Here is a 25389-nt window from a genome sequence, read left to right on the forward strand (position 1 = left end):
GCTCTTAAGTATTCGCTCCAAGCGGAATAGTTCCTGAGGATCATTCACCCGACGACGACTCCACCCGACCCGCGAACCTCCGTGGGATTGCGCTATGCTGAGGAAGCCTTGCTTCATTCAAAAAACGCTATCTACGGCGGGTGCCTATCGGATATGAACCTTCAGCGTAAAGCCACCACTGTCGATTCTTTGTCCGTACTGCTGCTGACGGTTGACCAGGACGGCGCTGTAACGCACCAGAACGAAGGCGCGCGGCGTTACTTCGGCCCCGCTGCTCACGCCGACGCCGTGCCTTTGCGACAACTCATTTGCCCCGCCGATGTTCCCGCACTCGACGACGCCATCGCGTCGCTCGGCCCGGCCTGCCCCGAGCACGCCGTCTACGCGAGACTGCTTCGACTGGACGGCGAACCTATGTGGCACCGGCTGTGCCTGCAGTGCGTCGAGAACCGCGCGTCGGCGTTCACGGTGATCGGTGTCGATGTCCACGAATGCAAGCATGCCGCCGAAGTTCAAGCAGAGAACGAGGCGCGTCTTATGTCTGCGTTCGAGGCGGCGGACCTCGGGGCATGGGAGTGGGACCTCGAAGCCGGAGTCGCCTGGATAACGCCCGTTCTCGCCCGGCTGTATGGCATCGAAGGCGACCCTGTAAAGGTGCCGCTTCGCTTGCTGTGGGACAAGGTGCCTCCGGAGGACCGGCAGCGGTTTCTCGTCTCAATCGATGACGCCCTCGCTAAAGGCGGCCCCTTCGAGCTTGAGTTCCCTGTCTCGCCGTGCAGCGGGACAGTCCGCTGGCTGCGAATGCGGGCACACGTTACACGGCAAGCGCACACCGGAGCACAGCGCGTGTTCGGCATCACCTCCGATGTGTCGGAGATTCGTGCTGCGGCGGCGAGCCTTACGCTAAGCGAGCGCCGTTACCGCGAATTGGCGCGCTCGTCGGGGGCGCTCGTGTGGTCGGCCAATCGCGATGGCGAGATGCAACCCATCGACGGAGACTGGGAAGCTTTCACCGGTTTGCCGCCGGAGCGGCTGGTTGGACATGCATGGATGGAACTCGTGCATCCGGATGACAAGGCCGAGCTGAGTGCCAAATGGGGCGAGGCGCTGCGTGAGCTGGGCGTTCGCGATGCCAGCTTCCGCATGCGAAGAGCCGACGGCGCGTACAGAATAATGCTCGCGAGAGCCGTACCCCTGTGCGACGAACGCGGCGGACTGTACGAATGGTTTGGTACGACCATCGACGTGACAGAACAACGGCACGCCCAGGCGATCAGTGAGGCGCGCAATCTCCGGCTCGCGGTGGCGATGGAAGCGGCGAGCATCATCATTGTCACGCTGGATCTCGACAAGTACCTCTTCTCCATTGAAGGCGCCAGTACGAGCGCGTCTTTGAATCCGAGTTCGACCACAGCGACCACGCTCACGTATGACGAAGCGATGGCCCGCGTTCATACCGATGACCGCGGCATGCTCGAGGTCGGTATTCGACAGCTTCGGGCGAGCCGCAAAAACGCGATTCATTTCGAAGTGCGAATTCATCTGTCCGGAGAAGAACACTGGATGCACGGCAGTGCAGTGATGCAGCGCGGACAAGACGGCCGCGCCGACGTCATCGTCGCCAGTCTCTCGGACGTCAGCGAGCGCAAGCGCATGGAAATCGCGTTGCGTGATGCTGACAAGCGAAAAGACGAGTTCCTCGCGATGCTCGCGCATGAACTCAGGAATCCGCTCGCACCGCTGAGAACCGTGGTGAGCCTGCTTCGTCGCGGGGCGTCGGCGGGCGACCCTGAGCCGCTCATCGCTTCGATGGAACGCCAGATTTCACACATGACGCGGCTCGTGGACGACCTGCTGGAAGTATCGCGCATCACGCAGGGCCGCATAGTTCTGCAGCGCGAGCCGCTGCTGATAGGCGGGGTCGTCTACGGCGCTGCGGAGTCGGTCGCTCAACAGGTCGACGAGAACAAGCAGACGATGACCATCGATGTTCCGAGGGAGACCGTCTGGGTATGCGGTGACACGACGCGCATGGCGCAAATCGTGATCAACGTCCTGCACAACGCATGCAAATACACGCCTGCGGGTGGCGAGATTCGTGTACGCGTGTCGGCGGACGCCGCGCAAGTTCATATCGTCGTTGAGGATACCGGCGCTGGCATTGCCGCCGACTTACTGCCGCGAATTTTCGATTTGTTCTCGCAGGGCGAACGCACGCTCGATCGTTCCAAAGGAGGACTGGGCATTGGACTGTCTTTGGTGCGCAAGCTGGTCGAAATGCATGAAGGCTCGATTCGTATCGAAAGCCAGGGGCCCGGATGCGGGACAACAGTCACGATGTCGTTTCCGCGCCTGAATTCACCGGACGATGTCGTTCCCACTATCGTCGGGAAGATGCCCTTGCGTCCGGCGCGAAACGGCCTCCGCATCCTGATCGTCGATGACAACCGCGATGCGGCCGATTCCTTGTCACTGGTTTGCCAGTCAGAGGGCCATGTGACGCGCGCCTGTTATGGGCCCAACGAAGCCCTGGAACAATACGTGGCGTTTGGTGCTGACGTCGCGCTGCTGGACATCGGCCTGCCCGGGATGAACGGGTATGAGCTCGCGAAGCACTTGCGCGTCAAGGGACACAAGTCTCCCGTGCTCGTTGCAATCACAGGCTATGGACAGGCGGAGGACCGGCTAAAAGCTCAGGCAGCTGGCTTCGATCATCACTTTGTCAAGCCAGTCGACATCGATGCGTTGCTCAGTCTGCTGGCGACGTGCGACTCCCGAGACGATATCTAAGGGGATATCGCCATCGTCACTTGCGCTCAGTGAGTTTCCGTTCCGGCCAGTGACTCCTGACGAGGCGTCGGCTCGTACATTGCCGCTGTCGCTGCGCTCACCTGATTGCGACCGCGCCGTTTTGCTGCATAGACGGCTCGATCGGCCGCGAGCAGGGCCGTCGCCGTCGTTGCCCCGTTACTTGGCATGATCACGCTGCATCCGACGCTCACCGTCACGGGATGCACGCCGCTCTGCTCTCTCCCCTGCGAACTGGACTGGATGCAAGCACGTATGCTCTCGCCGACCCGGACCGCGTCAGAAAGCCCTGCACCGGGAAGCACGATGACGAACTCTTCTCCGCCGTAACGCGCAACGACGTCGATCCCCGACCTCGTTTGCGCCTTGAGGCAGTCCGCGATCAGTCGTAGCGCCGCATCGCCAGCTGCGTGGCCGAAATTGTCGTTGTAGGCCTTGAACCGGTCTGCGTCGACGAACAGCAGGGACATGGGCACACTGGAGGCGCTGCATTCGTGCCACACGCGTCGCAGCGACGTTTCGAGCGAACCTCGGTTCGACAGTTGTGTCAGCGCGTCGGTGTGAGCGACGTGAGTCACATGCGCTTGCAGTGCTATCCGGTAACGCAGGCCGAAAGCGAGCGCCCACACGACGTAAGTGAACGCGGTGCTCAAGACAAGTGCTAACGCCCCGATGATGGTGGACCGGTGACGCCAGCCCGATAGAACGTCGTCATACGAAGGCGCGACGACGGCGATCAGATTCGTGTCGGGCACTTGTGCGAATGAATACAGGCGAGTCAGACCATCGACAGGCGAGCGCGCGATGTAGAAGCCCTGTTCAGTCGCCAGCATTTGCTTGAACGTGGGCGAATGCGCGACGCTGCTTGGTTCACCGGCTTTGAGCCGGGGGTTCCGGGCAACGACAGTACCGTCTTTTTGCAGGATCAACGATGCGCCGTGCGGGCCGACCGCGAGGGCTTGCATCATGGACTGAAAGTAGTCGGTGTTGACGGCGAGCAACGCGATACCGCCGAAAGAGCCGTCGGACAGCGTGATGCGGCGACTGAGCGCGATAGAAGATGCACCACCGCGCGCTCGTGACTGGTACGGCCGCGATAAGAACAGGCCTTCCTTGCCGCGAGGGATCTGCGCGACGAAGTAATCGCGATCCGCGACGTTGGCGTGCACGGCAGTTTCGTCCCTGGCTTCTTTGAAATTTCCCTCGCGGTCGATTACGAACACGCCGCTCACGTCTCGCGCCGTCGTCGAACGATCGAAGAGGACCCTGTGCCGCAGGTCTTTCGGAAGCGACTGGACGCGACTGTCAGATGCCCCTTCGGCTACCGCTTCGAGCGAAAGGTCGTACAGCTCGACGTTTCGCGCGATCTCGCGGCTCAAGGTGACGGCGACGTTCATCGAACTGGCCGCAGCGCGGTCCAGCTCTTGTTGTCGTCCCATCGCAAGGACTGTGAATGTCAGGATGAGTACGCACGCGCTGATGGCCGTGCCGGTCGCGCCTGCGAGCATCGGCTTGCGGGCGGCCAGGCGGCCGAAGAGCCCTAAGGGAAGCGACGGGAAACTGGTATCGAAACGTCGCATCGGGCGGGGCGTTTGCACAGGGAAAAGGGCCAGCGGGCGGAACGATCCCCGCAACATTACGGATTACGGCATGGATGGGGGTTTCTGAAGGCTGGCTGGGTCGCTGCGCTTGCTCATTGAAGCCATGCCGGAGAGGCCGATTACCGTGCGCGGCGGGCTGCCAACGTGGGTGCGCCGTCTCGTGTCGATGATCCGCCGTGGGACTGTCGATCCGTTCGGAAATGTCGCTGCGGACCTTTGGTAAGTTGCCGCTTCCACGTAAAGCTCGCTTACCGCACCGCTGCAGCCAACGCCCATCCGCAGAGCACCCCGCGTCTTGAATCGCTTGCATCCGCAGCTATGCTGTAAGGGAGCCTAATCGAGCGCGCGACTCGCTTGAGTGCCCCGAGTCACGGATGGCGCCAAAACCGAATGAGCCTGCCGCCCCCAGGCGACAGGGCTGACAACAACGGTATGCCAACATGCGTTTCGTTCATACGTGCTTATTGTCATGCTCCTTCGGACTGTCAGTCCTGGCAGCGATGGCGGTATGCGCCGCGCCCAAGCCGCCCACCTCCGCGCCATCGAATGCCGCTTCGGCTACCGCGGCCGCTTCCGTCCCGCTTCCTGCCAGCGCGACGCGTCGGATCGACCTGACCAACAGGTCATGGCGCGGCGACTTCGACGCGATGCTCGAGCGGCGCGTGATTCGCGTACTGGTCCCCTTCAGCCGCACCCTGTATTTCAATGACCGCGGACCGCGAACGCGGCACAGGCATCCTCGCTTGCTTACGGCGCGTTCGCGATAGGGTGAAAGCCTGCGCCCTCGATTGCAGAGGCAACCTGTCCCTGTTCCAAAGGCGATTCGACCTTCACCAGCTTGGCTGCGACATCAACTTCTACCCTGGCAGTCGCATCCAGCTTTGCAATTGCCCTGGTGATGGCGCTGGCACATCCGCCGCACGACATATCGGCTACGGTGAATTCCATTTTCACGCTCCTTGACCTGAATGCGTTCATGATGAACCCTGCCACACTGGGAAGGTCAACAGGAACTACATCATCGGCGCGGTGAGCGTGACAAAGGCGCTGAACGATTACAGGTCTTACAGCAGTCGTAACCCCGTGCTAGACTTTGCCCCCATGTCTTACTGGCGCAAACTCATTCTCGTCGTGCTGCTTGTACTGAGCCTTCCGGTTCAGTCGTTTGCGGCCGTCTCGATGTTTTGCGTGCCTTCACACGTAGCCGATAACGAAGCCTCGCCCGCCGATCATCTCCATGAATCAGCAGCAGCGGACGTAGATGCCGCTGTAGCCGGCAGCGACGACCACGCCGGTCATCACCACGACGGCAGTCACCATGTTCATGCCTGTCTGACGTGCGCGTCCTGCTGCGTCGGCGCAGCGCTACCCGTTGTCCCTACCGTTTCCGCTTCAACCGATCTGATTCACTTCTCTGTCCCTTTACCTCCTGATGCCCGCGTCGTGTTGTTTCTGACCGACGGCATCGAACGGCCTCCCCGCTCCCTTCTCGTCTAGTCCGCGCACTCGCAGCCACTCGCTGCGACCAGCAAGCTTTCTGGCGTCCTTCACGGCCGCCGGATGATTTACGACGAGAAAAATTCATGCGAACAATATCTGCGGCGCTTTTGGGCGCAGGCGCAGTGTTGCCGTTGCTCGCGCACGCCACGACCGTCGTGCCCGACCCGACGGATGCCGGTGCATCGGTGCCGGCTGTCATCGTGCAGTCCGCGTTCAGCGGCTATCAGTCCTGGCAGGATGGGGACGCGCCGAGCTGGCAGGAGTTGAACCGTGCCGTTGCGCCCAGCCGAGGCAAGACCGCCGTAAAGCACGGCCGGCAACCGGTTGCGGCACACGAAGGAACGAACGGTCACGAGCACGGAGGCGAATCGAAATGATTCGAAACCTCGGCTCGAACCGCGCTGCATTCATTGCGATCGCGGCGATACTGCTGGCCGGCTGCACGACGTTTTCGAAGGACGGTGGGTTCAACACCGTGTCGACAACCGCGTCCGAGCGCCTTGGCAGGGATGCGGTGTACGTCAGGACCGACGAAGACCGCGACGCTGCGTTCAAGCGTACGCAGGAACTGCTGTCGAAGCCGCTCGGCATCGACGAGGCGGTCCAGGTCGCGCTGCTGAACAATCGCGGACTTCAGGCTTCATACGGCGATCTCGGCATTTCCGAGGCCGACCTCGTGCAGGCGAGCCGCCTGCCTAATCCGGGCTTCACGTTCAGCCGGACGCACTGGAGCGACGGCTTCGGAATCAGCCGGACATTCTCCATGGGCGTCCTGGGGATTCTCACGCTGCCCGTGGCGACGCGGATCGAGAGCCGCCGCTTCGAACAGACGAAGCTCGAGACGGCCAACGCGATGCTTGCCGTCGCCGCCGACGCCCGTAAAGCCTATGTCAACGCTGTCGCTGCGGAGCAGGCCGCCCATTACGCCGCTCAGGTCAAGGACTCGGCCGAGGCCGGAGCGGAACTGGCCTTGCGCATGCGACAGGCGGGCAATTCCAGCAAGCTCGACTATGCGCGGGAGCAGGCCTTTTACGCGGAGTCGGTCGCCCAGTTGGCCAAAGCCCGGCAGCAGTCAGTCGCGGCTCGCGAAAAACTCACTCGCACGATGGGACTATGGGGATCGGGAACGCAGTACCAGTTGCCCGACCGTCTGCCTGACCTGCCGAAGGACCGGCCCGACCTGAACGAACTCGAGCGTTTTGCGATGCAGAACCGCCTCGACATTCAGGCGGCGAAGCTGCGGACCGAGAGCGTCGCGTCGTCGCTCGGGCTCAGCAAGGCGACGCGTTTCATCAATGCGCTCGATGTCGGCTATCTGAACAACTTCGAGACCGACAAGGGCCATGAGCGCGGATACGAAATCAGCGTCGAGATACCTGTCTTCGACTGGGGCGGCGCAAAGGTCGCGCGAGCCGACGCCATCTATATGCAGTCAGCAAACCGGCTCGCCCAGACCGCGATCGACGCTCGTTCTGAGGTGCGCGAGTCGTACGCCGCTTACGTGACGAGCTACGACGTGGCCCGGCACTATCGCGACGAGGTCGTGCCTCTACGCAAGACCATCTCCGATGAAATGCTGCTGCGTTACAACGGCATGCTCGCGAGCGTGTTTGAGCTGCTCTCCGATTCGCGCGACCAAGCCGCAGCCGTCAATGCCTACATTGACGCGCTCAAAGACTACTGGCTTGCAGAGACGGACTTGCAGCAGTCGCTCGGCGGACGGCTGCCGCCCCTTGCGTCCGCACAGGTTCCCGGCGCATCTCAAAGCGAAGCGGCGCCCCCTTCCGCGCCGCCGACACCCGCTCCCGCGACGCAACCCGCGTCGCCGACGAATTCAGAAGGTAAATGAACATGGTCTCACGTCGAAGTTTTATCGGCGGGTCGGGTGCTGCGCTTCTCGGCGCGGCGCTCGTCAGCAAGGCTGGCGCGGAATCGCTTCCAGAGGCGCCGACGATGCACAACACCGCCACCCAGCCACCGCTTACGCCGCCCAATGGTCGCCCCTATACGCCTGTCGCCACGCTGAACGGCTGGACATTGCCGTGGCGGATGAAGAACGGCTGGAAGGAGTTTCATCTGATTGCGGAACCCGTGGTCCGCGAAATGGCGCCCGGCATGAAGGCGAATCTGTGGGGATACAACGGCCAGGCGCCGGGGCCGACCATCGAGGCGGTCGAAGGCGACAAGGTTCGCATCTTCGTGACCAACAAACTGCCGGAGCACACCACCGTCCATTGGCACGGAATGCATCTGCCCTCAGGGATGGACGGCGTCGGGGGACTGACGCAGCCGCACATCCCGCCGGGCAAGACGTTCGTCTATGAGTTCCGGCTCGAAAACCACGGCACCTTCATGTATCACCCCCACGCCGACGAGATGGTGCAGATGGCCATGGGGATGATGGGCACGTTCATCGTGCATCCGAAGGACCGCAGCGTCATGCCGGTGGACCGCGACTTCGTGTTCCTGATGTCCGCCTACGACATCGACCCGGGCAGCTTCACGCCGCGCGTCAACGAGATGACGGACTTCAACATGTGGACATGGAATTCACGGGTCTTTCCGGGCATCGACCCGCTGCCTGTGCGCGCCGGCGATCGTGTCCGCATCCGCTTCGGCAATCTGACGATGACCAATCACCCGATTCATTTGCATGGGTACAGCTTCGAGGTCGCAGGAACCGACGGCGGATGGATTCCCCCTTCCGCGCGCTGGCCGGAAGTGACCGCGGACGTTGCAGTCGGTCAGATGCGGGTCATCGAGTTCACGGCGAACCGTCCCGGCGACTGGGCGTTTCACTGCCACAAGTCGCATCACACGATGAATGCGATGGGACATCAGGTTCCCAACATGATCGGCGTGCCGCAGAAAGATCTCGCGAAACGCATCAACAAGCTCGTGCCGGATTACATGGCGATGGGCAGTGCGGGCGGTTCGATGGGCGACATGGAGATGCCGCTGCCCGACAACACGCTGCCGATGACGACCGGTACCGGGCCGTTTGGCGCGCTCGAAATGGGCGGCATGTTCACGGTCGTGAAAGTGCGTGAAGGACTTGGCCGCAATGACTATCGAGACCCCGGCTGGTTCAAGCACCCGAAGGGAACGGTGGCGTACGAATACACCGGCGAACTGCCGGATAGCTGATTTCTTTAATAGGCCGGGCAGTGACTTTGGCCGATGTCGATAGCTGAACTATGGGAGAGAGCGTGATGAAAAACGCGATTGTTTCGATTGCGATGGGTTGTGTATTGGCGATTTCCGCGAGCGCCTATGCGGAGGGCGACACAGAAAACACACACGTGGCAAGCACCTCGCAAACGGGCGCAGACGCAAAGCACAGCATGTCGCATGGCGAAGTGAAGAAAGCGGACACCGCCGCCGGCAAGCTGACCATCAAGCACGGTCCGCTAGAAAACCTCGAGATGGATGCAATGACGATGGTGTTCAAGGTCAAAGACCCGGCGATGCTGTCCCAAGTGATAGTCGGCGACAAGATCGACTTCGTCGCGGAAGAAGTGGACGGCGCACTCACCGTTACAGAGCTGCACAAGCAATGACTTCAATAGGCCGCCAGCTTTATCGCGTGTCGATCAACCCAAAGAGGTAACAGTCGTGAATATCAAGTTTCTGATTCGTGCAGTGGCAAGCACTGCTCTTGTCCTGTCACCGGCGATCGCAATCGCACACGGCAAACTCGAAAGTGCGACGCCCGCATCGGGCAGCACCATCGATACATCGCCCGACTCTGTTCGGCTGACGTTCAACGAGGACCTCGAGTCCGCGTTCAGCACGATCAAAGTCGTCGATGCATCGGGGTCGCCTGCGACCAAGGAGAAAGCCACGGTCGACTCAGCCAACACGCGAGTGCTGGCGATTGCGGTTCCGAAGCTCGCTCCCGGGACCTACACCGTGCAGTGGACCGTTATGACGCATGACGCCCACAAGACTAAAGGCGCCTACACGTTTGCGGTGAAGTGATGAACGACGGTTTCCTCGGCGTTTTGAGGTTGGCCTTCGTGGCGCTTCAGAACATCAGTTTTGCGATTGTCGTCGGCGCATTGCTGAGCGATACGTGGTTGTCTCGCCGCGTATCGCGATGGCAGACCCGGCTCAGTTGGCGCCTGCTTCTTACGTTGCGCATCGCATCGTTCGCCGTGCTCTTCTTCAGTGCGAGCGCATTCTGGATTCATTGCGCGCTGATGAACGAATCAACGCTCGGCGAAGCTGGCGCCGCCGTCCGCTCGATGCTCGTGGAGACCGGCTTTGGGCACGCATGGCTCGCAGGCACGGGCTTCATGCTCGTCGTGATGGTTTTGTCGCTTGCGCAGCGGGGGCGTCCGATACGCTTCAAGCGCGCCCTCTGGCTCGCGCTCGCGGGTGTTGCATTGTCCCGTAGCCACGCTGGTCATCCCGTCGATGCCGGCGTGCTCAGCGTTCCGGTGTGGATCGACTGGTTCCATTTGTTCGCCATCAGCGTCTGGGTGGGACTCGTCCTCGTAACGAGCTATGTCGTTCTGCCTCGCATGTTCAGTGTTCCGGTCCCGGAGCGTGCCAACAGTTCGGCGTTTGTCCAGTCGCTTTCTGACGCCGCGACGGTTGCGCTAGTCATCCTGTTCATCACCGGCGCTTACAACGGCTGGCGTGGAGTGAACACACCTGAAAGCCTGCTGATGTCCACGTATGGGCAGGTGCTGCTGCTCAAGTTCGTCCTCGTGCTCATTGCCGCCGGGCTTGGCGCACATAACCGGTTCATCGAGATGCCCCGGTTGCTTGCCGCTCTCGACGAAACAGGTTCGGATGCCGCAGTTCGACCGCTGAAACGTTTTTGGGTTGTGCTGCGCATCGAGTCTGTCGTGCTTGCTGGTGTGATCGTCGCTGCTGCGGTTCTTGTCTCTAGTCCCTTGCCTGGGATTTCCTAGGCTGGCGCTTCTTCGCTGGATTCGAAGCTCCGGATGACCTCGCGCGCAGCCCCGTTTAAGCAACGGGGCAAAGCGCAGCTTGCCGGCCGTATCGGCACAAGCGTGGGCAGTTTCCCGGCCCTTCACGAGGAAATGTTCGCGGAAGCAGCCCACCTGTTCCTGCACACGCGCCGCTGCAGAAAGAAGCGGACCTTCGCGGCTGATAAAATCCTGAAACGAATTCCGAGGGTAGACCGTTATGGGTTTTGAACAACTCGCGCAACTGAAAGCGCAACTGGCGAAGCAATCGAAGAGCGCTCCGGCGAAGAAGCCGGCGCGCCCGCCGCGTCCTGCCACGAACGCACAGAAGCAACCGGTCGATCCGGTCGTGCATGCAATCGGGAAACTTCAGCGGCGCTTTCCGCTGGCTTTCCCAAAAAATCCGGCTCCTAAAGTGCCGTTGAAAGTCGGTGTCATCGACGACTTGTTCGCGCAGGCATCCGACATCGGCCTGACGGAAACCGAGATCCGCGAAGCCATCAAGGTCTGGTGTCGCGGCGCTCGCTATTGGAGTTGTCTGGTCGAGAACGCCGCACGCGTCGACCTCGCTGGGAATCCGACAGGAAACGTGACAGCGGCCGATGCCGGGCGCGCGCGGCATCTGGAAGCAAGGCGCACGGCTCGTGCATCGACGCCGTCGGCGTCCTCGGCGTCCTCCGCGTCCTCCGCGTCGTCGGCGTCGTCGGCGTCCTCCGAGCCTGCGGCAGAGAAAGGCCAGCCTTAATCCTGCCGAGCGCGGTGGAACAGTGATGGAAGACAACGGCAAGTTGCATCAAAGACTCATTGCGGACGCCGTTCGAGTCTTTCCAGACCGCGCGGGGAGTCGCGGCGCCGTCGCTGACTCGCATCATTGCGTCACGTCTACCTCTCCGGCTGATTGGCAGCGGCCGCGCGCCCTTACTTCCTGCCGGCAGCGATACCAGCGCAGAGCGTGCTGCCCGACCTTCAATTCGCCGTATCTCCCGCTCTTCCCATAGCCGTGGTCTTCCGGGCAATCGTCTTGCCCGCGACTGTCTTCGCGCTGCATTTGCTTGCCTCCCTTCGTTGTTTTCGCATCACGAGCGGCTTTGGTTGCCCCATCAACGAGGAAACTGCCTCCTTGCGCGTGTGGATACATGGTTTCGATAGCCGTTTTCGTGCGCTATAGGCAGTTGGCGCATCTGAACGTTCATCGTTCCAAGGCCGCATGAGGCCAATCGTCCCGTACCTCTCAGCTCACGGACCTCGGGCGTCAGGCCAGCCGTCCGTTCTGGATCGAATCAAACTAACTACCCGCGCTTGATAAGCGTAAACCCCTACCGACTGTTTCCCGCCCCATGGGAATACGATTTTTGACCAGCGGGAGCGCCGTGGCATTCTGCATGTAATTCAAACGAACGCGCATTCCCAGGCGAGCAGAATCCAGCGTGAACCAAGACCCCACCGTTACTGGCGCCGAGCGCCTGCTGCTCGTGCTGACCGCCCTCGCCAGCCACGGCAAGGCCATGTCCGTGAAGGACATGCTCGGCGCAACCGGTCTCGCGCAAAGCACCCTTTATCGCCAGGTCGCCCTGCTCAAGCGCTGGGGCTTCGTCACCGACGACGACGGCTTCTACGCGCCCGGTCCCATCTGTCTTCAACTCGCGCTCGGCTTCGACGTCAATTCGATGCTGGTCGAGGCAAGCCGCGCCAGCATGATGCAGCTCTCGCGCGCAACACAGGAGAGCGTCGGGCTCATCGTCGCCCTGAACGATCAGGTGATCTGCCTCGAGATGGTCGAAAGCACTCAGTCGCTGCGCTGCTCGTTCGAGAAAGGACGCGCGGTGCCGCTGCGCGCGGGCGCCTCCGCAAAGTCGCTGCTCGCGTTCATGGCCGACAAGACGCGCAGCGAGACGCTCGGGCGCCAGTTCGCCGGCGACGATGCCGCCCGCGCCGCGCTCGAAGCGGAACTGGACGGCATCCGCGCGCGCGGCTACGCGATAAGCGACAGCGAAATCGATCCGGGCGTGTGGGGCGTGAGCGCACCCGTGTTCCGGCGCACGGCGCGCGGCGCGGGCGCGAGCGCATCAATCACGCTGATGGCGCCGTCCTCGCGCGCGGCGGGCCGCGAACAGCAACTCGCAGACTGGACCGTACGCACCGCCAACGCCATTTCCGCCCGGCTGCAAAACGCCTAACGACACTCAACGACTGACCACACCCTGGAGCCCACACCATGAAACTGAAGAACCTTGTTTCTGCCGCGAGTCTCGGCGTCGCGATGATGATTGCCGCTCTCCCCGGCGCCGTCCGCGCGCAAGACGCGAACGTCATCAACGTCGCAACCGACGCCACCTTCCCGCCGATGGAGTTCGTCGACAAAGGCCAGCGCACCGGCTTCGACATCGACATCATGAACGCGCTCGCCAAGGCGATGGGCAAGCAGGTTCAGTGGACCGACATCGACTTCAAGGGGCTGATTCCGGGCCTCGTCGCGCGTCGCTTCGATGCAGCGATCTCGGGCATCTACATCACGCCGGAGCGCTCGCAGGTCGTCGATTTCACGCAGTCGTACTTCGCGGGCGGCCTCTCGGCGCTCGTCAAGGCGGACTCGCCGATCAAGACGCTCGCCGATCTCAACGGCAAGAAAGTGACCGTGCAGGTCGGCACGAAGTCGGTGAACTTCCTGCGCGACAACTATCCGCAAGTGCAGCGCGTGGAAGTGGAAAAGAATCAGGAGATGTTCGATCTGGTCGGCATCGGCCGCGCGGACGCCGCCGTGACGGGCAAGCCTGCCGCGTTTCAGTTCGTGCGCACGCGCCCGGGTTTCCGCGTGCTCGACAAGGAACTGACGACGGAAGCGTACGGCATCGCGGTGCGCAAGGACGAGCCGCAGTTGCGCGACCAGATGAATGCCGCGCTCGCCAAGATCAAGGCCGACGGCACGTACGACGCGATCGTGAAGAAGTGGTTCAGCGCGAGCGCCAACACCACCGCGAGCGCCAAGTAATGCGGCGGATCTGAACCATGCAACTCGACTTCACGCCAGCCGTCGCCGGTTGGGCCGATATCGCGCACGGCGCGCTGGTGACGGTGGAAGTGACCGCCGCCGCGCTCGTGCTCTCGTGCCTGCTCGGGCTTCTGATCGGCATCGGCCGGCTTGCGCCGCAGCGGCGGCTCATCTACGGCTTCTGCACCGGCTATCTGATCTTCTTCCGCGGCACGCCGCTGCTCGTGCAACTGTTCCTGCTGTTCTTCGGCTTGCCGCAGTTCAACATCCTGTTGCCCGCGTTCGTGTGCGGCATGCTCGGCCTTGGACTGTACTCGGCGGCTTACGTGTCGGAGATCGTGCGCGGTGCAATTCAGTCGGTGGATCGCGGGCAAATGGAGGCGGCGCGCTCCATCGGCATGTCGTCGGGGCAGGCCATGCGCGCGATCATTCTTCCGCAAGCCATCGTGCGCATGATTCCGCCGCTCGGCAACGAGTTCATCGCGTTGATCAAGAACTCCGCGCTGGTGTCGCTGCTGACCATTCACGATCTCATGCACGAAGGACAGAAAATCATCAGCGTGTCGTACCGGTCGCTCGAGGTGTATATCGTGATCGCGCTCGTCTATCTCGTGCTCACGCAGACGACCAACTACATTCTTCATCGCGTCGAGCGACGGCTGCGCGCAGGAGGCATGGTGCAATGAACAGTGCTCAACCTATCGTCAGCATCCGCGAACTCAGTAAGTCGTTCGGGACGCATCGCGTATTGAACGGCATCGACTTCGATATTCAGCCGAGCCAGGTCGTGGTCGTGATCGGGCCGAGCGGTTCCGGCAAAAGCACGTTTCTGCGCTGCTGCAACGGACTGGAGCAGCCGGAGCGGGGAACCATCGATATCTGCGGGCATCGCCTCGTCGATCACGGGACGATGCTCAAGGAACGCGCGCTCAACACGCTGCGGACGGAAGTAGGCATGGTGTTTCAGTCGTTCAACCTGTTTCCGCATCTGTCGGTGTTGCACAACATCACCGTCGGGCCGCGCATGTTGCGTGGCCTGTCGAAAGCCGATGCCGAAGCGGCCGCGCTTACGCTGCTCAAGAAAGTCGGCCTCGAACACAAGGCGCATGCGATGCCCGCGAGCCTGTCGGGCGGGCAGAAGCAGCGCGTCGCGATCGCACGCGCACTCGCGATGCAGCCGCGCGTGATGCTCTTCGACGAACCCACGTCCGCACTCGATCCCGAACTCGTCGGCGAAGTGCTGCAGGTGATGAAGCTGCTCGCATCCGAAGGCATGACGATGCTCGTCGTCACGCACGAAATGGGCTTCGCGAAGGAAGTGGCGGATGTCGTCGTCGTGATGGATGGCGGCGAGATCGTCGAGGCGGGTCCGCCCGCGCAGATTTTTTCGACGCCGTCGCAGCCCCGCACGCGCTCGTTCCTGCAAGCGGTGTTGTCGCGCGCATGAACGTCTCAGTGATACGCGGCGCCGATCTCGTGGCGTCGCCGTGGAAGAACGGCGGCGGCATCACGCGCGAAGTCGCGGCGCGCGCCGATGCGTGGCGCGTGAGCATCGCGGAGATCGACCGGCCGGGACCGTTTTCGCGCTTCGACGGCATCGACCGTGTGCTCGTCCTGCTCGATGGCGCGGGCCTCACGCTCGGCGAACATGCCGTGACGCGTGTGTTCGACACCGCGCGCTTCGCGGGTGAAACGCCGGTCGAGGCGCGTCTGACGGACGACCCGGTGCGCGTCTTCAATGTGATGACACATCGCGACGCGGCGCACGCTTCGGTCGATTGCTGGCGCTCGCCGGCGAGCCGCATCGTCGCTGCGGAAAGCGTGCTGTTGCATTGTGCGCAAGGCTCGCTCGACGTGCGCGTCGGCCGGACACGCTTTACGTTGGCGAAGATGGACACGCTGCGGATCGACGCGGCGCGTGGCGTCGATGTCGACGTCGACATACAGGGCGACGGCGTGCTGTTGTGCGCGTCGCTCGATACGAGAGGTCAGTCATGAATTCACAAACGAAAGCCCTGTTCGCGGCGCACGCGCTGCTGCCGGACGGCTGGCGCGCTGACGTGCTGCTCGAATGGGACGACGCTGGCACGCTCGTCGCGGTCACGCCGGATACGCGCGATGTGCCTGCACACGCCATCCGCGCGTCGGGGCCGGTGATGCCCGGCATGCCGAACCTTCACTCGCATGCGTTCCAGCGCGCGATGGCAGGCCTCACTGAATATCGCGCGAATCCGGCGGATAGCTTCTGGAGCTGGCGCGACCTGATGTACCGCTTCGCCGCGCGCATCACGCCCGATACGCTCGGAGCCATCGCGCGCTGGCTGTATGTCGAGATGCTCAAGGCGGGCTATACGTCCGTCTGCGAGTTCCATTACGTTCATCACGCGGCGGATGGCCAGCGCCACGCGAATCCGGCCGAGCTTGCACAGCGCGTCGTGGATGTGGCGAGCGAGACCGGCATCGGCATGACGATGCTTCCCGTCCTCTATCAGTACAGCGGCTTCGGCGCGCAGCCGCCGCGCGACGATCAGCGCCGCTTCGTCAACACGACCGAAGCGTTTCTCGATCTTCTGAGCACTCTGCGGGATGCGCGTCCCGAGCACGGCGCGCTGCGTTACGGCGTCGCGCCGCACTCGCTGCGCGCCGTATCGGAGGCTTCGCTGCGCGCGCTGCTCGAAGGGCTCGATACGATCTCGCCGGGCGCGCCGGTTCACATCCACATCGCGGAGCAGACGGCGGAAGTGGATGCGTCGCTCGCGGCGCTCGGCGCGCGGCCCGTGCAATGGCTGCTCGATCACTTCGACGTGGACGCGCGCTGGTGCCTCGTGCATGCAACGCACGTCGATGCACACGAAACCAGCGCCCTCGCGAAAAGCGGCGCGATTGCGGGCCTGTGCCTGACGACCGAAGCGAATCTCGGCGACGGCATCTTCCCCGCGATGGAATATCTCGACGCACAAGGCGCGTTCGGCATCGGTTCGGACAGTCATATCGGCGTGGACTGGCGTGCCGAACTGCGCCTGCTCGAATACGGCCAGCGGCTGGTGCGGCGTCAGCGCAACGTGCTGGCGTCGCCACGCACGACGCATGTCGCCGACCGGCTGTTTCAGGGCGCGCTCGAAGGCGGCGCGCGCGCGACGGGCCGCGCGGTCGGTGCGCTCGAAGCAGGGGCGCGTGCCGACTGGATCGTGCTAGACGCCGCGCATCCGAATCTCGCGGAACAGACGAGCGCGACGTGGCTTTCGTCGATCGTATTCTGCGAACATGGGCAAACGCCCGTGCAAGATGTGTTCGTCGGCGGCGAGCGCGTGATTCACGACCGGCGCCATCGCGATGAAGCGCGCCACTATGCGGGCTATCGCCGGGCGCTGTCACAACTTCTCGCCGACGCATAAACTCAGTCGTCTAACAGGACCCAGGCACGATGAACGATCTTTACTCGCTCGAACGCGGCGATGCGCCGCTGGTGATCTCGATTCCGCACCTCGGCACGCACATTCCCGACTCGTTGCGCGGCCAGTACACGGACGTCGCGCTGACAGTCGCGGATACCGACTGGCATCTCGACCGTGTCTATGCATTCGCGCGATCGCTCGGCGCGACGATCCTGGGTGCGCGCATCTCGCGCTACGTGATCGATCTGAACCGGCCGTCGAACGACGAGAGTCTTTATCCGGGACAGACGACCACCTCGCTGTGTCCGACCGAAACGTTTCGCGGCGCGCAGCTGTATCGCGATGGCTGCGCGCCCGATGCCGCCGAGCGCAACCGGCGCGTCGCGACGTACTGGCAACCGTATCACGACACCTTGCGCGACGAGTTGAAGCGGCTGCGCACACGGCATCCGAACGTGCTGCTGTGGGAAGCGCATTCGATTGCGAGCGTGCTGCCGCGACTGTTCGAGGGCAAGCTGCCCGATTTGAACATCGGCACGCAGGACGGCCGCACGGCGGCAGCGCCAGTGCAGGAAGCGGTGCTGCGCGCCGCCGCGTCGGGACCGTTCACGTACATCGCGAACGGCCGCTTCAAGGGCGGCTTCATTACACGGCACTTCGGAGCGCCGCACGATGGCGTGCATGCGGTGCAGCTGGAGATGTGCCAGTCCACGTATATGAGCGAGGATGCGCCGTTCGACTATTTGCCGGGGAAGGCGGGACAGGTCGAAGCCGTGGTGCGCGGCATGGTCAGCGGGGCGCTGAAGGCGACCGTTGCGCTTAACACGGCGTCGCGTGACTGAGGCGGTGAATAGGCGCGGCTATCGTTACGGACGCGTGAGGTTCCTTTAGTCGCCGATGGCTAATGCGGTCAAGAGAACCGAACGCCGCTCTTCTCGTGTGCTGATCCAGAGTCGTATGTTCCGACTCCGGCTGGCTGATTGGACCAAACGCCCGCCGCGCCCCGATCTCGGCAAGTCTTTGACGATTGCGCTTGCTTTGTAGCGCTTTACGGCGCAGGCTGAAGGGCGCGGTACTTTCCGTTCGTAAAGCCAGCGCACGGCTCGCGATATGCCTTGAACCTTGCTGACAGTAAGCGGTTGACTCTGGTTTCGTCCGTCGGCACGTACAACAGCCTCGTGAAGAATAAACAGCGACCTACTTTGGAGTCTCCCAAATGATGAAGTCCCCGCTCGGTTCAGCTACAGAAGGCGCAAAGCAAGACCACGCGACGTCGCAAAGGGCTCGCATCGAAGCGTTTCGGCAGGCGGACTTGCAACGCACGCAGAAGCGTCTCGACAAGGACGCGGACATCGATGTTCACGCAGCCAAGTGGCGGTATGTTCCGTCGGGAGCGTAGTAGGTAGCGCGGCTTTCGGCGACGAACTGTGCCGTGCAGCCGTCGTCATATCGAGGGTTCGCTGTATTGCTTGTCTGAGTGCGCCGGCCCGTTGCACAGGCTTTGCGCTATCGACATTCAGTGCGAAGTCATCCGTCCGCTGAAGGGGTCACCGTGAACCTACGCAGCAAGTAAAGCGCGACGTTCCTGTGCTGCGGACCACGCAGCGCCCGAATCACACAATAGCGGCACTCGCTTTCCACGCGATGCACAGCGTCGTACGCCTGTTATCAACGAACCGAAGCTATTCGTTGGTTGATATCCATAAAAGCGGCGCACAATGAGGGTCTCGCAGCCTCCCCTACCGTCGGAGTTCGCATGGCGCGCATGATTAAGGTCGGAAACCACGAATTCCACGTCGCGGTGCAGCCCCTGTATGCAGGCGGCTTCACGTTTGTCGTCGTCGATAGAGATCTCACCGGTCCAAGAGCTACCGAGGTTCGTCACGAGAGCGCCCTTCGATTCGAAACCGAAGAAGCCGCTTACGGTGGCGGTTCAGCTCACGCGCGACGACGCGCCAAGATGTACAGGCAGTGACACGCGCGAGCGGCTTATAGGGCACGCCCTGCGTCTGCCTCTTATGCTCGCAGCAGGTTGCGCACCGAATGCTCAAGAGCGTTGCTCGATGAATTTTTCCCGAGTATTGCCGTGCTTCGATTGCAAGGCGGTCCGAGCTTCGATCATCTATAACGCTGAGCATAAGGCGCCGCATGGCATGGGCGCACATCCACGAGTCAAAGAAGCTTTGCAACGTGTCTTCGAGCCGCGCTTGCGCTATGCCTCTTTAACAAATACCTATGGCTAATCTTCGTTGACCGTACCCAGGAGCACGTCGATCGCCGCTTGCCCCGCGCACTCCGCGATGAGAAAAGCCCAGCGCTCCGTGAAGGGACCGTTACGAAGTGGGATGCGATGGCCAGACTTGCCGAGCACGCCAAGATTGCTACCGCCGATGATTTGAAAGCTCGCGTCGTAGAGATCATCGGAGGAAGCGGTCAGCGTGACGTGAATTTCGAAGCCGCGATAAGGAATGACGCGGGTCATGAGGCGCTCCTTGGAGTGAAACACGCGCCTCTTAGCGGGAGTGGGTGATAGCAGGCTTCCCGATTATAGACGTATAGGCTCTCACAGGCAGGCTTGGTCGAGCATCCGCGATCAGAACTGCCGCGTGTGAGCTATTGCCTGTGCAGAACACCGCGGCCTTTGAGTTAGCGGTGCAAACAGGGCAGCGAATACCGCATTAGCTTCGACGATTCTCCTCGCAATCTTCCCAGTATCGCAGCGGGTCGCGATGGTCCGGATAGCGTAGGTCAAGCCACGCTGCGAGCTTCGTCCAGTCCGGATGGTTGGTCCCGGTTCGCGCGGACCAGACCGATGAACGCTCGAGGATTTGACTGTTCGCGCGATCGCGGACAAGCAAGCTGCTCAGTCCGGTCGAACTGTTTGCTTGTGACTCGACTGAATACCTCGGCAGAAGTCTGAGCTCGGCATCCTTCGCCCATCCGCATAGCGCGCGAACCACGCCGGATTGATCCCGCAACTCGATAGGGCCGTTCTCCCGGCGAACCGCTGTCCAGCCTTCGGGAAACTCGGCGACCAGCTCGTCCCGGCCTTCCCTCACCCACTTCACACGCCAGGCTCGCGTCATCGCTTCGCGCAGGCGAGACGCGGATTCATAGCCGGCAGGCAATTCGATTCCCACCGGCAGCGTGATCAGGTTGTCTTTCCAGAGCGTCGATTCGTCGTCGGCTCGCTTGACGACGCTGGATGATGGCGGCCCGAACGGGTTCTCGGGCCGGCTCGATGCGCTCACCTTCGACGCCGGCAGTCCCTCGAAAAGGCGCTCGGCGTCCTGACGGGTCAGCTTCGTCTTTCCCTTATTCATAGTCTCATTGCCGCTAGGTTGAACCGCCTCGAAAGCGCAGGTTATCGCATACTTTGGTGCGGTCCAGTCGATTCTATCCAGGCGAGCGAGTCGAGTGACATGCGCGCGCAGAACCGCCTGGCGCTGTCCATCGGCAACTCGCAAGGCTTGAAGCACCACGACATCGTGAGTGCACGCCTAAGGATCGCTTCCGTCTGGACGTACGCTGCGATCGACGGATAACGCCGATTCTTCGTGCAGACAGAATACGCCAGGTACACGATTTTAGTGGGTTCGCGCGCGAAATCGGCATTGCCCTTACGTTTTGGACCGCGCTGGCGGCCAGCATCGCGCCGGGGCCGCTGCACGCCTGATGACGGCGATCCGCGACTCTAAAAATCCGCATCAGGCCATTACTTTAGCCTGATGCTCTACAACCGCTATAAGGGAGGTGATAGAACAGCTTCTACAGAAGCTTTCTGACGCGCTGCGTCTCGCTCAGTCGGCGCGGACGGCGACATGTCTGCGTCCGACGCGGGAAGCGCCGAACACTTCGGAAGCAACCCTCGCACGGCAGTGCGAACTTCCATGTTGCAATCTACACGGCGCTGATTCTCTTCAATCGGTAGACGTTCCAAGCGGACCTGTCTTGCCGGCCTAGATGTCCGTCTCCAGAGCGCAACGACACTTCGCAAAACAGCCCGCCCGCTGACCCATTCACTCAATACGCAATCCCCGAATCCAGCGGATAAACAGGCCGCTTCAAATGCTCGAACGAAAAAAGCCCATAGTCGGAGCTAGTCACCCCACGGCTATCGCATTCGACGAGCCCGCCCGAAATCGGTACGAACACCGGCCGGCAATACATGCGCGACTTGAGTATCAGAAACCTCGCGCCACGCGGATCGATGCCGACGCTCTCGAACACGCCCAGATCCCACGGTTCGTGCGTCCGCTCCGTGACGAGAATGCGCGCCACCGGCGTTTCGAGCACAGCGGCGCGGCCCATGTACGCGCGTTGTCCTGTGTACGTCGGGCCGCTGATAATGTACTCGCCATCGGTCAGCGCGCGCACGATGCCCGTCACTTCGAGCGGCGGTTTGCCGGACGACGCAACGCTCGCAAGCTTGTTGCCGATGCCGAGCGTGACCTTCGCGCCCTCGCCTGCTGCAAAGAGCTTCGCCACCGCTTCGGGATCGCACAACGGCCCGACGACGATGTTATCGAGACCTTGCCTTAACGCTTCTTCGAACGCATCGGTCGTGTCGCACGTTCCGCCCGACATGCAGTTGTCGCCGTGATCCAGCAACAGCACAGGCTTGTCCGTTTCGCGCGCGAGTGCCGCGCCTTCGGCAATCGACTGCGCAAGCGGCGCACTGTGATACACGAACTCGTCGCGCTCGTTCCAGATCTGCCGCGCGATACGGTTCGCGACGTCCTGCGCCGTCTCGCGCGCGCCATCCGCTACGACGACGACGCTGATGCAAGGGGCGGCGATATCGGCAAGCGAAAAGCCCGACAGTACCGACACCGCCAGCACGCCGTCCTCGCGCTCGGCGGCCCGCGCGGCATCGACGGCGCGCTTCATCGCGCCATCGGCCGTCGAGCTTCTGAGCGTGTGCGTGAGCAGCGGCGGTTGCGCCCACGCGATTACGGGGTTCGCCTTTCCATGAATGAGATCGAGCAAGAGCCGCGCCGCATGTTCGCCGCTTTCATACATGTCGACGTGCGGATAGGTCTTGAAACTCGTGATGACATTCGCGTTGTCGATCATTTTCTGCGTGACGTTCGCGTGCAGATCGAGCGATACCGCGATAGGCGCATGCGGCAGCACATCGCGCACGCGTTCGAGCAGATCGCCTTCGCCGTCGGGCGAATTCTCGGCGACCATCGCGCCATGCAGATCGAGCATCACCGCGTCGCAATCTTCGGCTGCGTCGACGATCGCCTGGCAGATCGCGTCGTAAGCGGCGGCGGAAACACGCCCGCTCGGATTCGCCGATGCCGAAATCGGCGTGACTATCGCGGCTCCTTCGCGCGTCGCCGCATCGATGAACGCGGACATCGCGGTGCGCATACCCGCATTCTCGCGATACGCATCGTCGCCATAACAGGGACCGTCGCGTCCGAACGCTTCGAGCGGCGTCGCGACCGGCGAGAACGTATTGGTCTCGTGATTCATCCGCGCGATGAGAATCTTCATGCAGCGTCTCCTTCCAGTGCATTCGCCGCGCGCAGCATCGCGCGCAGCAGCACATTGCAGCCCGCTTCGAGATGATCGGCGCGTGCATCCTCGATTTCGTTATGGCTGATGCCGTCCTTGCACGGGACGAAGATCATCGCGGCCGGCGCGACGCGTGCGAGATACACGGCGTCATGTCCCGCGCCGCTCACGACATCCATCGACGTGAAGCCGAGCGCATTCGCGCTCTCGCGCACCGAAGCGACCAGCGCGTCCGCGAACGGTTGCGGCGCGAAGTAGACAACTTCGTCTACCGTCACAGGCAAGCTCGCTTGCGCGCATGCATCGCGCAAGGCGCGGTCCATCGCGAGCAAGGTGGCATCGTCGGCGGCGCGCAGATCTACGGTCAGCTTGACGCGCCCGGGAATCACATTGCGCGAGTTGGGATGCACGTCCATCCAGCCGACCGTGCCGCGCCCATGCGGCGCATGATCGAGCGCGATGCGATTGACCGTGCGAATGAGGTCAGCCGCGACGAGCAGCGCATCGCGGCGCAGCTCCATCGGCGTCGGGCCCGCATGGGCCTCCATGCCGTCGATGGTCACGTCGTACCAGCGCTGGCCGAGCGCGGCCTTCACGACACCGATCACCTTGTCGTTCGCTTCGAGCACCGGCCCCTGCTCGATATGCGCCTCGAAATATGCGCCCACGTCATGCGCCGCGACGCGCTCGCCCGCATAGCCGATCGAAGCGAGCGCATCGCGCACCGACACGTCTTCGCGATCCACCTGCGCGAGCGCATGGTCGAGCGTGAATGCGCCCGCGAATACGCCCGAGCCCATCATTACCGGCACGAAACGCGAACCTTCTTCGTTCGTCCATACGACGACTTCGAGCGGCGCGGTGGTGCGGACGTCGTTGTCGTTCAGCGTGCGCAAGACTTCGAGGCCCGCCAATACGCCGTAGTTGCCGTCGAACTTGCCGCCGGTCGGCTGGGTGTCGATATGGCTGCCCGTCACCACAGGCGGCAGATCGTCGCGCGTGCCCGCACGTCGCGCGAAGATATTGCCGATCGCATCGACGCGCACCGTGCAGCCGATTTCCTTCGCCCACGCGACGAAGAGATCACGGCCTTGCTTGTCGAGGTCGGTGAGCGCGAGGCGGCACACGCCGCCCTTCTCCGTCGCACCGATTCGCGCCAATTCCATAAGGGTGTTCCAGAGACGCGCACCGTCGATGCGCAAGCCGGCATGCGCCGGCATATCGTGAGCTTGCATTCGAGGTTCCTTCGCTAGGTAATGGCGGGCATGGCGTCAGACGACGCCCACACCGAGATAACGGTCCTTGATGGATTCATCGGCGATGAATGCATCGTTCGCACCTTCGTACACGATGCGCCCTTGCTCGATGATGTAATGACGATCCGCGAGCTGCGTGCACACTTCGAGGTTCTGTTCGACGAGCAGGATCGTCACGCCTGCCTGACGGATCAGCTTCAGTTGCGCGACGATCTCCTCGACGATAACCGGCGCGAGTCCTTCCACCGGTTCGTCGAGCATGAGCAGGCGCGGATGATTCATCAGCGCGCGGCCGATAGCGAGCATCTGTTGTTCGCCGCCGGATAGCTGGCCGCCGCCGTTCGTGCGCCGCTCCTTCAAACGCGGAAAGATGCGATAGATATCGGCCAGTTGCCACGGCGAGTCCTTGCGCGCGCCGAGCCGCAGATTCTCTTCGACCGACAGCAACTTGAAGATGCCGCGATGCTCCGGCACGAAGCACACGCCGCGCGCCGCGATCTTGTGGGGCGCGAGCTTTTCCAGGCTGGCGCCCTTGAATGTGACGCTACCTCGCTGCGGTGTCACGATGCCCGCGATACTCTTGAGCGTCGTCGACTTGCCCGCGCCATTGCGCCCGAGCAGCGTGACCGTCTCGCCTTCCTCAATCCGGAGCGATACGCCCTGAAGAACATGGCTCTTGGCGTAATAGCCGTGAATGTTATCGACCATGAGCGTCATGCGCGGCCTCCGGTGATCATGTTGCCGAGATAGGCGCTGCGCACGCGTTCGTCGCCGCGAATGCGGGCCGGCTCGCCTTCGACCAGCACGCGGCCTTGCTGCATCACCGTGATCGTGTCGGAGATGTCCATCACGATATCCATGTTGTGCTCGATCAGCACGACCGTATAGTCATCGCGCAGGCTGCGGATCAGATGCTTCATGTCGTCGAGATCGTCGATGCCCATGCCCGAGGTCGGCTCATCGAGAAAGATCGCCTTGGGCCGCGCGGCGAGCGCCATGCCGACTTCGAGACGCCGTTGCTGGCCGTGCGAGAGCGCGCTCGCCTGCGTCGATGCAAAGCGTTGCAGCGCAAGCCGCTCGAGAATGCCATCGACCGTATCGCGATGTTCGAGCGCGCCACGCGGCGGCTTCCATGCATTGAGCGCGCGCTTCGAGTCGACGCCTTGCGCGGCGAGGCGCAGGTTCTCGCGCACGGAGAGATTGGTAAACAGGCTCGTCACCTGAAACGAGCGCGCGATGCCCCGCTTCACGCGCCGATGATCCGGCTCATGCGTCACATCGTGGCCATCGAACACGATGTTGCCCGCCGTGATGGGCAGCGTGCCCGTCAGCACGTGAAAGAGCGTGGTCTTGCCCGCGCCGTTCGGGCCGATC

Annotated in this window: 26 protein-coding genes; 18 read left to right on the top strand and 8 right to left on the bottom strand. The window is 62.4% G+C overall.

Annotation, left to right across the window (positions count from 1 at the left end; translation table 11 throughout):
* The first annotated feature begins 81 nt into the window (after positions 1 to 81).
* A complete protein-coding gene (locus tag BG57_RS19545) occupies positions 82 to 2790 on the top strand; it encodes a hybrid sensor histidine kinase/response regulator (RefSeq protein ID WP_229753991.1) in 2709 nt (902 codons plus the stop codon).
* Positions 2791 to 2816: 26 nt separating this feature from the next.
* On the opposite strand, the gene BG57_RS19550 is transcribed toward BG57_RS19545, so the two are convergent.
* Together BG57_RS19550 and BG57_RS19560 are read right to left on the bottom strand one after the other, a co-directional pair.
* Complete coding sequence (locus BG57_RS19550; RefSeq protein ID WP_035967301.1) at positions 2817 to 4388, bottom strand: GGDEF domain-containing protein; 1572 nt, start codon at positions 4386 to 4388, stop codon at positions 2817 to 2819.
* 768 nt (positions 4389 to 5156) lie between these two features.
* Positions 5157 to 5357 carry a heavy-metal-associated domain-containing protein gene (locus BG57_RS19560; protein WP_035967376.1) on the bottom strand — a complete coding sequence of 67 codons (201 nt, stop codon included), beginning with the start codon at positions 5355 to 5357 and terminating at the stop codon, positions 5157 to 5159.
* Between the two features lie 153 nt (positions 5358 to 5510).
* Between BG57_RS19560 and BG57_RS31710 the strand changes: the two genes are divergently transcribed.
* From BG57_RS31710 to BG57_RS19650, 17 genes are all read left to right on the top strand, one after another.
* Positions 5511 to 5906, top strand: coding sequence for a hypothetical protein (locus BG57_RS31710; protein WP_075583172.1), 396 nt, complete (start codon positions 5511 to 5513; stop codon positions 5904 to 5906).
* An 86-nt stretch (positions 5907 to 5992) separates the two neighbouring features.
* A complete protein-coding gene (locus BG57_RS19565) occupies positions 5993 to 6286 on the top strand; it encodes a hypothetical protein (protein WP_035967304.1) in 294 nt (97 codons plus the stop codon).
* Positions 6283 to 7758: a TolC family protein gene (locus BG57_RS19570; protein ID WP_035967307.1), complete on the top strand. Its 1476-nt coding sequence runs from the start codon at positions 6283 to 6285 to the stop codon at positions 7756 to 7758. Before BG57_RS19565 ends, BG57_RS19570 begins: the two co-directional genes overlap by 4 nt.
* Positions 7759 to 7760: 2 nt before the next feature.
* Positions 7761 to 9056: a multicopper oxidase family protein gene (locus BG57_RS19575; protein WP_035967309.1), complete on the top strand. Its 1296-nt coding sequence runs from the start codon at positions 7761 to 7763 to the stop codon at positions 9054 to 9056.
* Between the two features lie 65 nt (positions 9057 to 9121).
* Positions 9122 to 9469 carry a copper-binding protein gene (locus BG57_RS19580; protein ID WP_035967311.1) on the top strand — a complete coding sequence of 116 codons (348 nt, stop codon included), beginning with the start codon at positions 9122 to 9124 and terminating at the stop codon, positions 9467 to 9469.
* A 55-nt stretch (positions 9470 to 9524) separates the two neighbouring features.
* Positions 9525 to 9890, top strand: coding sequence for a copper homeostasis periplasmic binding protein CopC (copC, locus tag BG57_RS19585; RefSeq protein ID WP_035967313.1), 366 nt, complete (start codon positions 9525 to 9527; stop codon positions 9888 to 9890).
* Positions 9890 to 10831, top strand: coding sequence for a copper resistance D family protein (locus tag BG57_RS19590; protein WP_035967314.1), 942 nt, complete (start codon positions 9890 to 9892; stop codon positions 10829 to 10831). Before copC ends, BG57_RS19590 begins: the two co-directional genes overlap by 1 nt.
* Positions 10832 to 10864: 33 nt before the next feature.
* Positions 10865 to 11080 (top strand): hypothetical protein, encoded by a 216-nt coding sequence (locus tag BG57_RS33085; protein ID WP_035967315.1) that lies wholly within the window; start codon positions 10865 to 10867, stop codon positions 11078 to 11080.
* Positions 11070 to 11594 carry a ProQ/FinO family protein gene (locus BG57_RS19600; RefSeq protein ID WP_035967316.1) on the top strand — a complete coding sequence of 175 codons (525 nt, stop codon included), beginning with the start codon at positions 11070 to 11072 and terminating at the stop codon, positions 11592 to 11594. Before BG57_RS33085 ends, BG57_RS19600 begins: the two co-directional genes overlap by 11 nt.
* A 682-nt stretch (positions 11595 to 12276) precedes the next feature.
* Complete coding sequence (locus tag BG57_RS19610) at positions 12277 to 13026, top strand: IclR family transcriptional regulator (RefSeq protein WP_035967318.1); 750 nt, start codon at positions 12277 to 12279, stop codon at positions 13024 to 13026.
* Between the two features lie 38 nt (positions 13027 to 13064).
* Positions 13065 to 13838 carry a transporter substrate-binding domain-containing protein gene (locus tag BG57_RS19615; protein WP_035967320.1) on the top strand — a complete coding sequence of 258 codons (774 nt, stop codon included), beginning with the start codon at positions 13065 to 13067 and terminating at the stop codon, positions 13836 to 13838.
* A gap of 17 nt (positions 13839 to 13855) precedes the next feature.
* Positions 13856 to 14524, top strand: coding sequence for an amino acid ABC transporter permease (locus tag BG57_RS19620; RefSeq protein ID WP_035967323.1), 669 nt, complete (start codon positions 13856 to 13858; stop codon positions 14522 to 14524).
* A complete protein-coding gene (locus BG57_RS19625) occupies positions 14521 to 15285 on the top strand; it encodes an amino acid ABC transporter ATP-binding protein (RefSeq protein WP_035967326.1) in 765 nt (254 codons plus the stop codon). The genes BG57_RS19620 and BG57_RS19625 overlap by 4 nt, the downstream gene beginning before the upstream one ends.
* On the top strand, positions 15282 to 15836 hold the full coding sequence (locus BG57_RS19630; protein WP_035967327.1) for a HutD/Ves family protein: 555 nt from the start codon (positions 15282 to 15284) through the stop codon (positions 15834 to 15836). Before BG57_RS19625 ends, BG57_RS19630 begins: the two co-directional genes overlap by 4 nt.
* Positions 15833 to 17233 carry a formimidoylglutamate deiminase gene (locus tag BG57_RS19635; RefSeq protein ID WP_035967329.1) on the top strand — a complete coding sequence of 467 codons (1401 nt, stop codon included), beginning with the start codon at positions 15833 to 15835 and terminating at the stop codon, positions 17231 to 17233. Before BG57_RS19630 ends, BG57_RS19635 begins: the two co-directional genes overlap by 4 nt.
* 29 nt (positions 17234 to 17262) lie before the next feature.
* Positions 17263 to 18075 carry an N-formylglutamate deformylase gene (gene hutG, locus BG57_RS19640; RefSeq protein WP_035967331.1) on the top strand — a complete coding sequence of 271 codons (813 nt, stop codon included), beginning with the start codon at positions 17263 to 17265 and terminating at the stop codon, positions 18073 to 18075.
* Positions 18076 to 18989: 914 nt separating this feature from the next.
* Complete coding sequence (locus BG57_RS19650) at positions 18990 to 19208, top strand: hypothetical protein (RefSeq protein WP_035967335.1); 219 nt, start codon at positions 18990 to 18992, stop codon at positions 19206 to 19208.
* 264 nt (positions 19209 to 19472) lie between these two features.
* Here the strand turns inward: BG57_RS19650 and BG57_RS19655 are convergent, their stop codons facing one another.
* The 6 genes from BG57_RS19655 to BG57_RS19680 form a co-directional block, all read right to left on the bottom strand.
* Positions 19473 to 19715 (bottom strand): hypothetical protein, encoded by a 243-nt coding sequence (locus tag BG57_RS19655; protein WP_035967336.1) that lies wholly within the window; start codon positions 19713 to 19715, stop codon positions 19473 to 19475.
* Between the two features lie 196 nt (positions 19716 to 19911).
* The gene (locus tag BG57_RS19660) at positions 19912 to 20556 is read right to left on the bottom strand and encodes a hypothetical protein (protein ID WP_035967337.1); all 645 of its coding nucleotides are present in this window, start codon (positions 20554 to 20556) and stop codon (positions 19912 to 19914) included.
* A 700-nt stretch (positions 20557 to 21256) separates the two neighbouring features.
* Positions 21257 to 22738, bottom strand: coding sequence for a M81 family metallopeptidase (locus BG57_RS19665; RefSeq protein ID WP_035967338.1), 1482 nt, complete (start codon positions 22736 to 22738; stop codon positions 21257 to 21259).
* Positions 22735 to 23994: a Zn-dependent hydrolase gene (locus tag BG57_RS19670; RefSeq protein WP_035967339.1), complete on the bottom strand. Its 1260-nt coding sequence runs from the start codon at positions 23992 to 23994 to the stop codon at positions 22735 to 22737. Before BG57_RS19670 ends, BG57_RS19665 begins: the two co-directional genes overlap by 4 nt.
* 36 nt (positions 23995 to 24030) lie before the next feature.
* Positions 24031 to 24732, bottom strand: a complete 702-nt coding sequence (locus BG57_RS19675) for an ABC transporter ATP-binding protein (RefSeq protein ID WP_035967351.1) — start codon at positions 24730 to 24732, stop codon at positions 24031 to 24033.
* On the bottom strand, positions 24729 to 25389 hold a 661-nt coding region (locus BG57_RS19680), incomplete at its 5' end, for an ABC transporter ATP-binding protein (protein WP_035967352.1). The genes BG57_RS19675 and BG57_RS19680, both read right to left, overlap by 4 nt.

This window comes from Caballeronia grimmiae (assembly GCF_000698555.1).
Taxonomy (GTDB): domain Bacteria; phylum Pseudomonadota; class Gammaproteobacteria; order Burkholderiales; family Burkholderiaceae; genus Caballeronia; species Caballeronia grimmiae.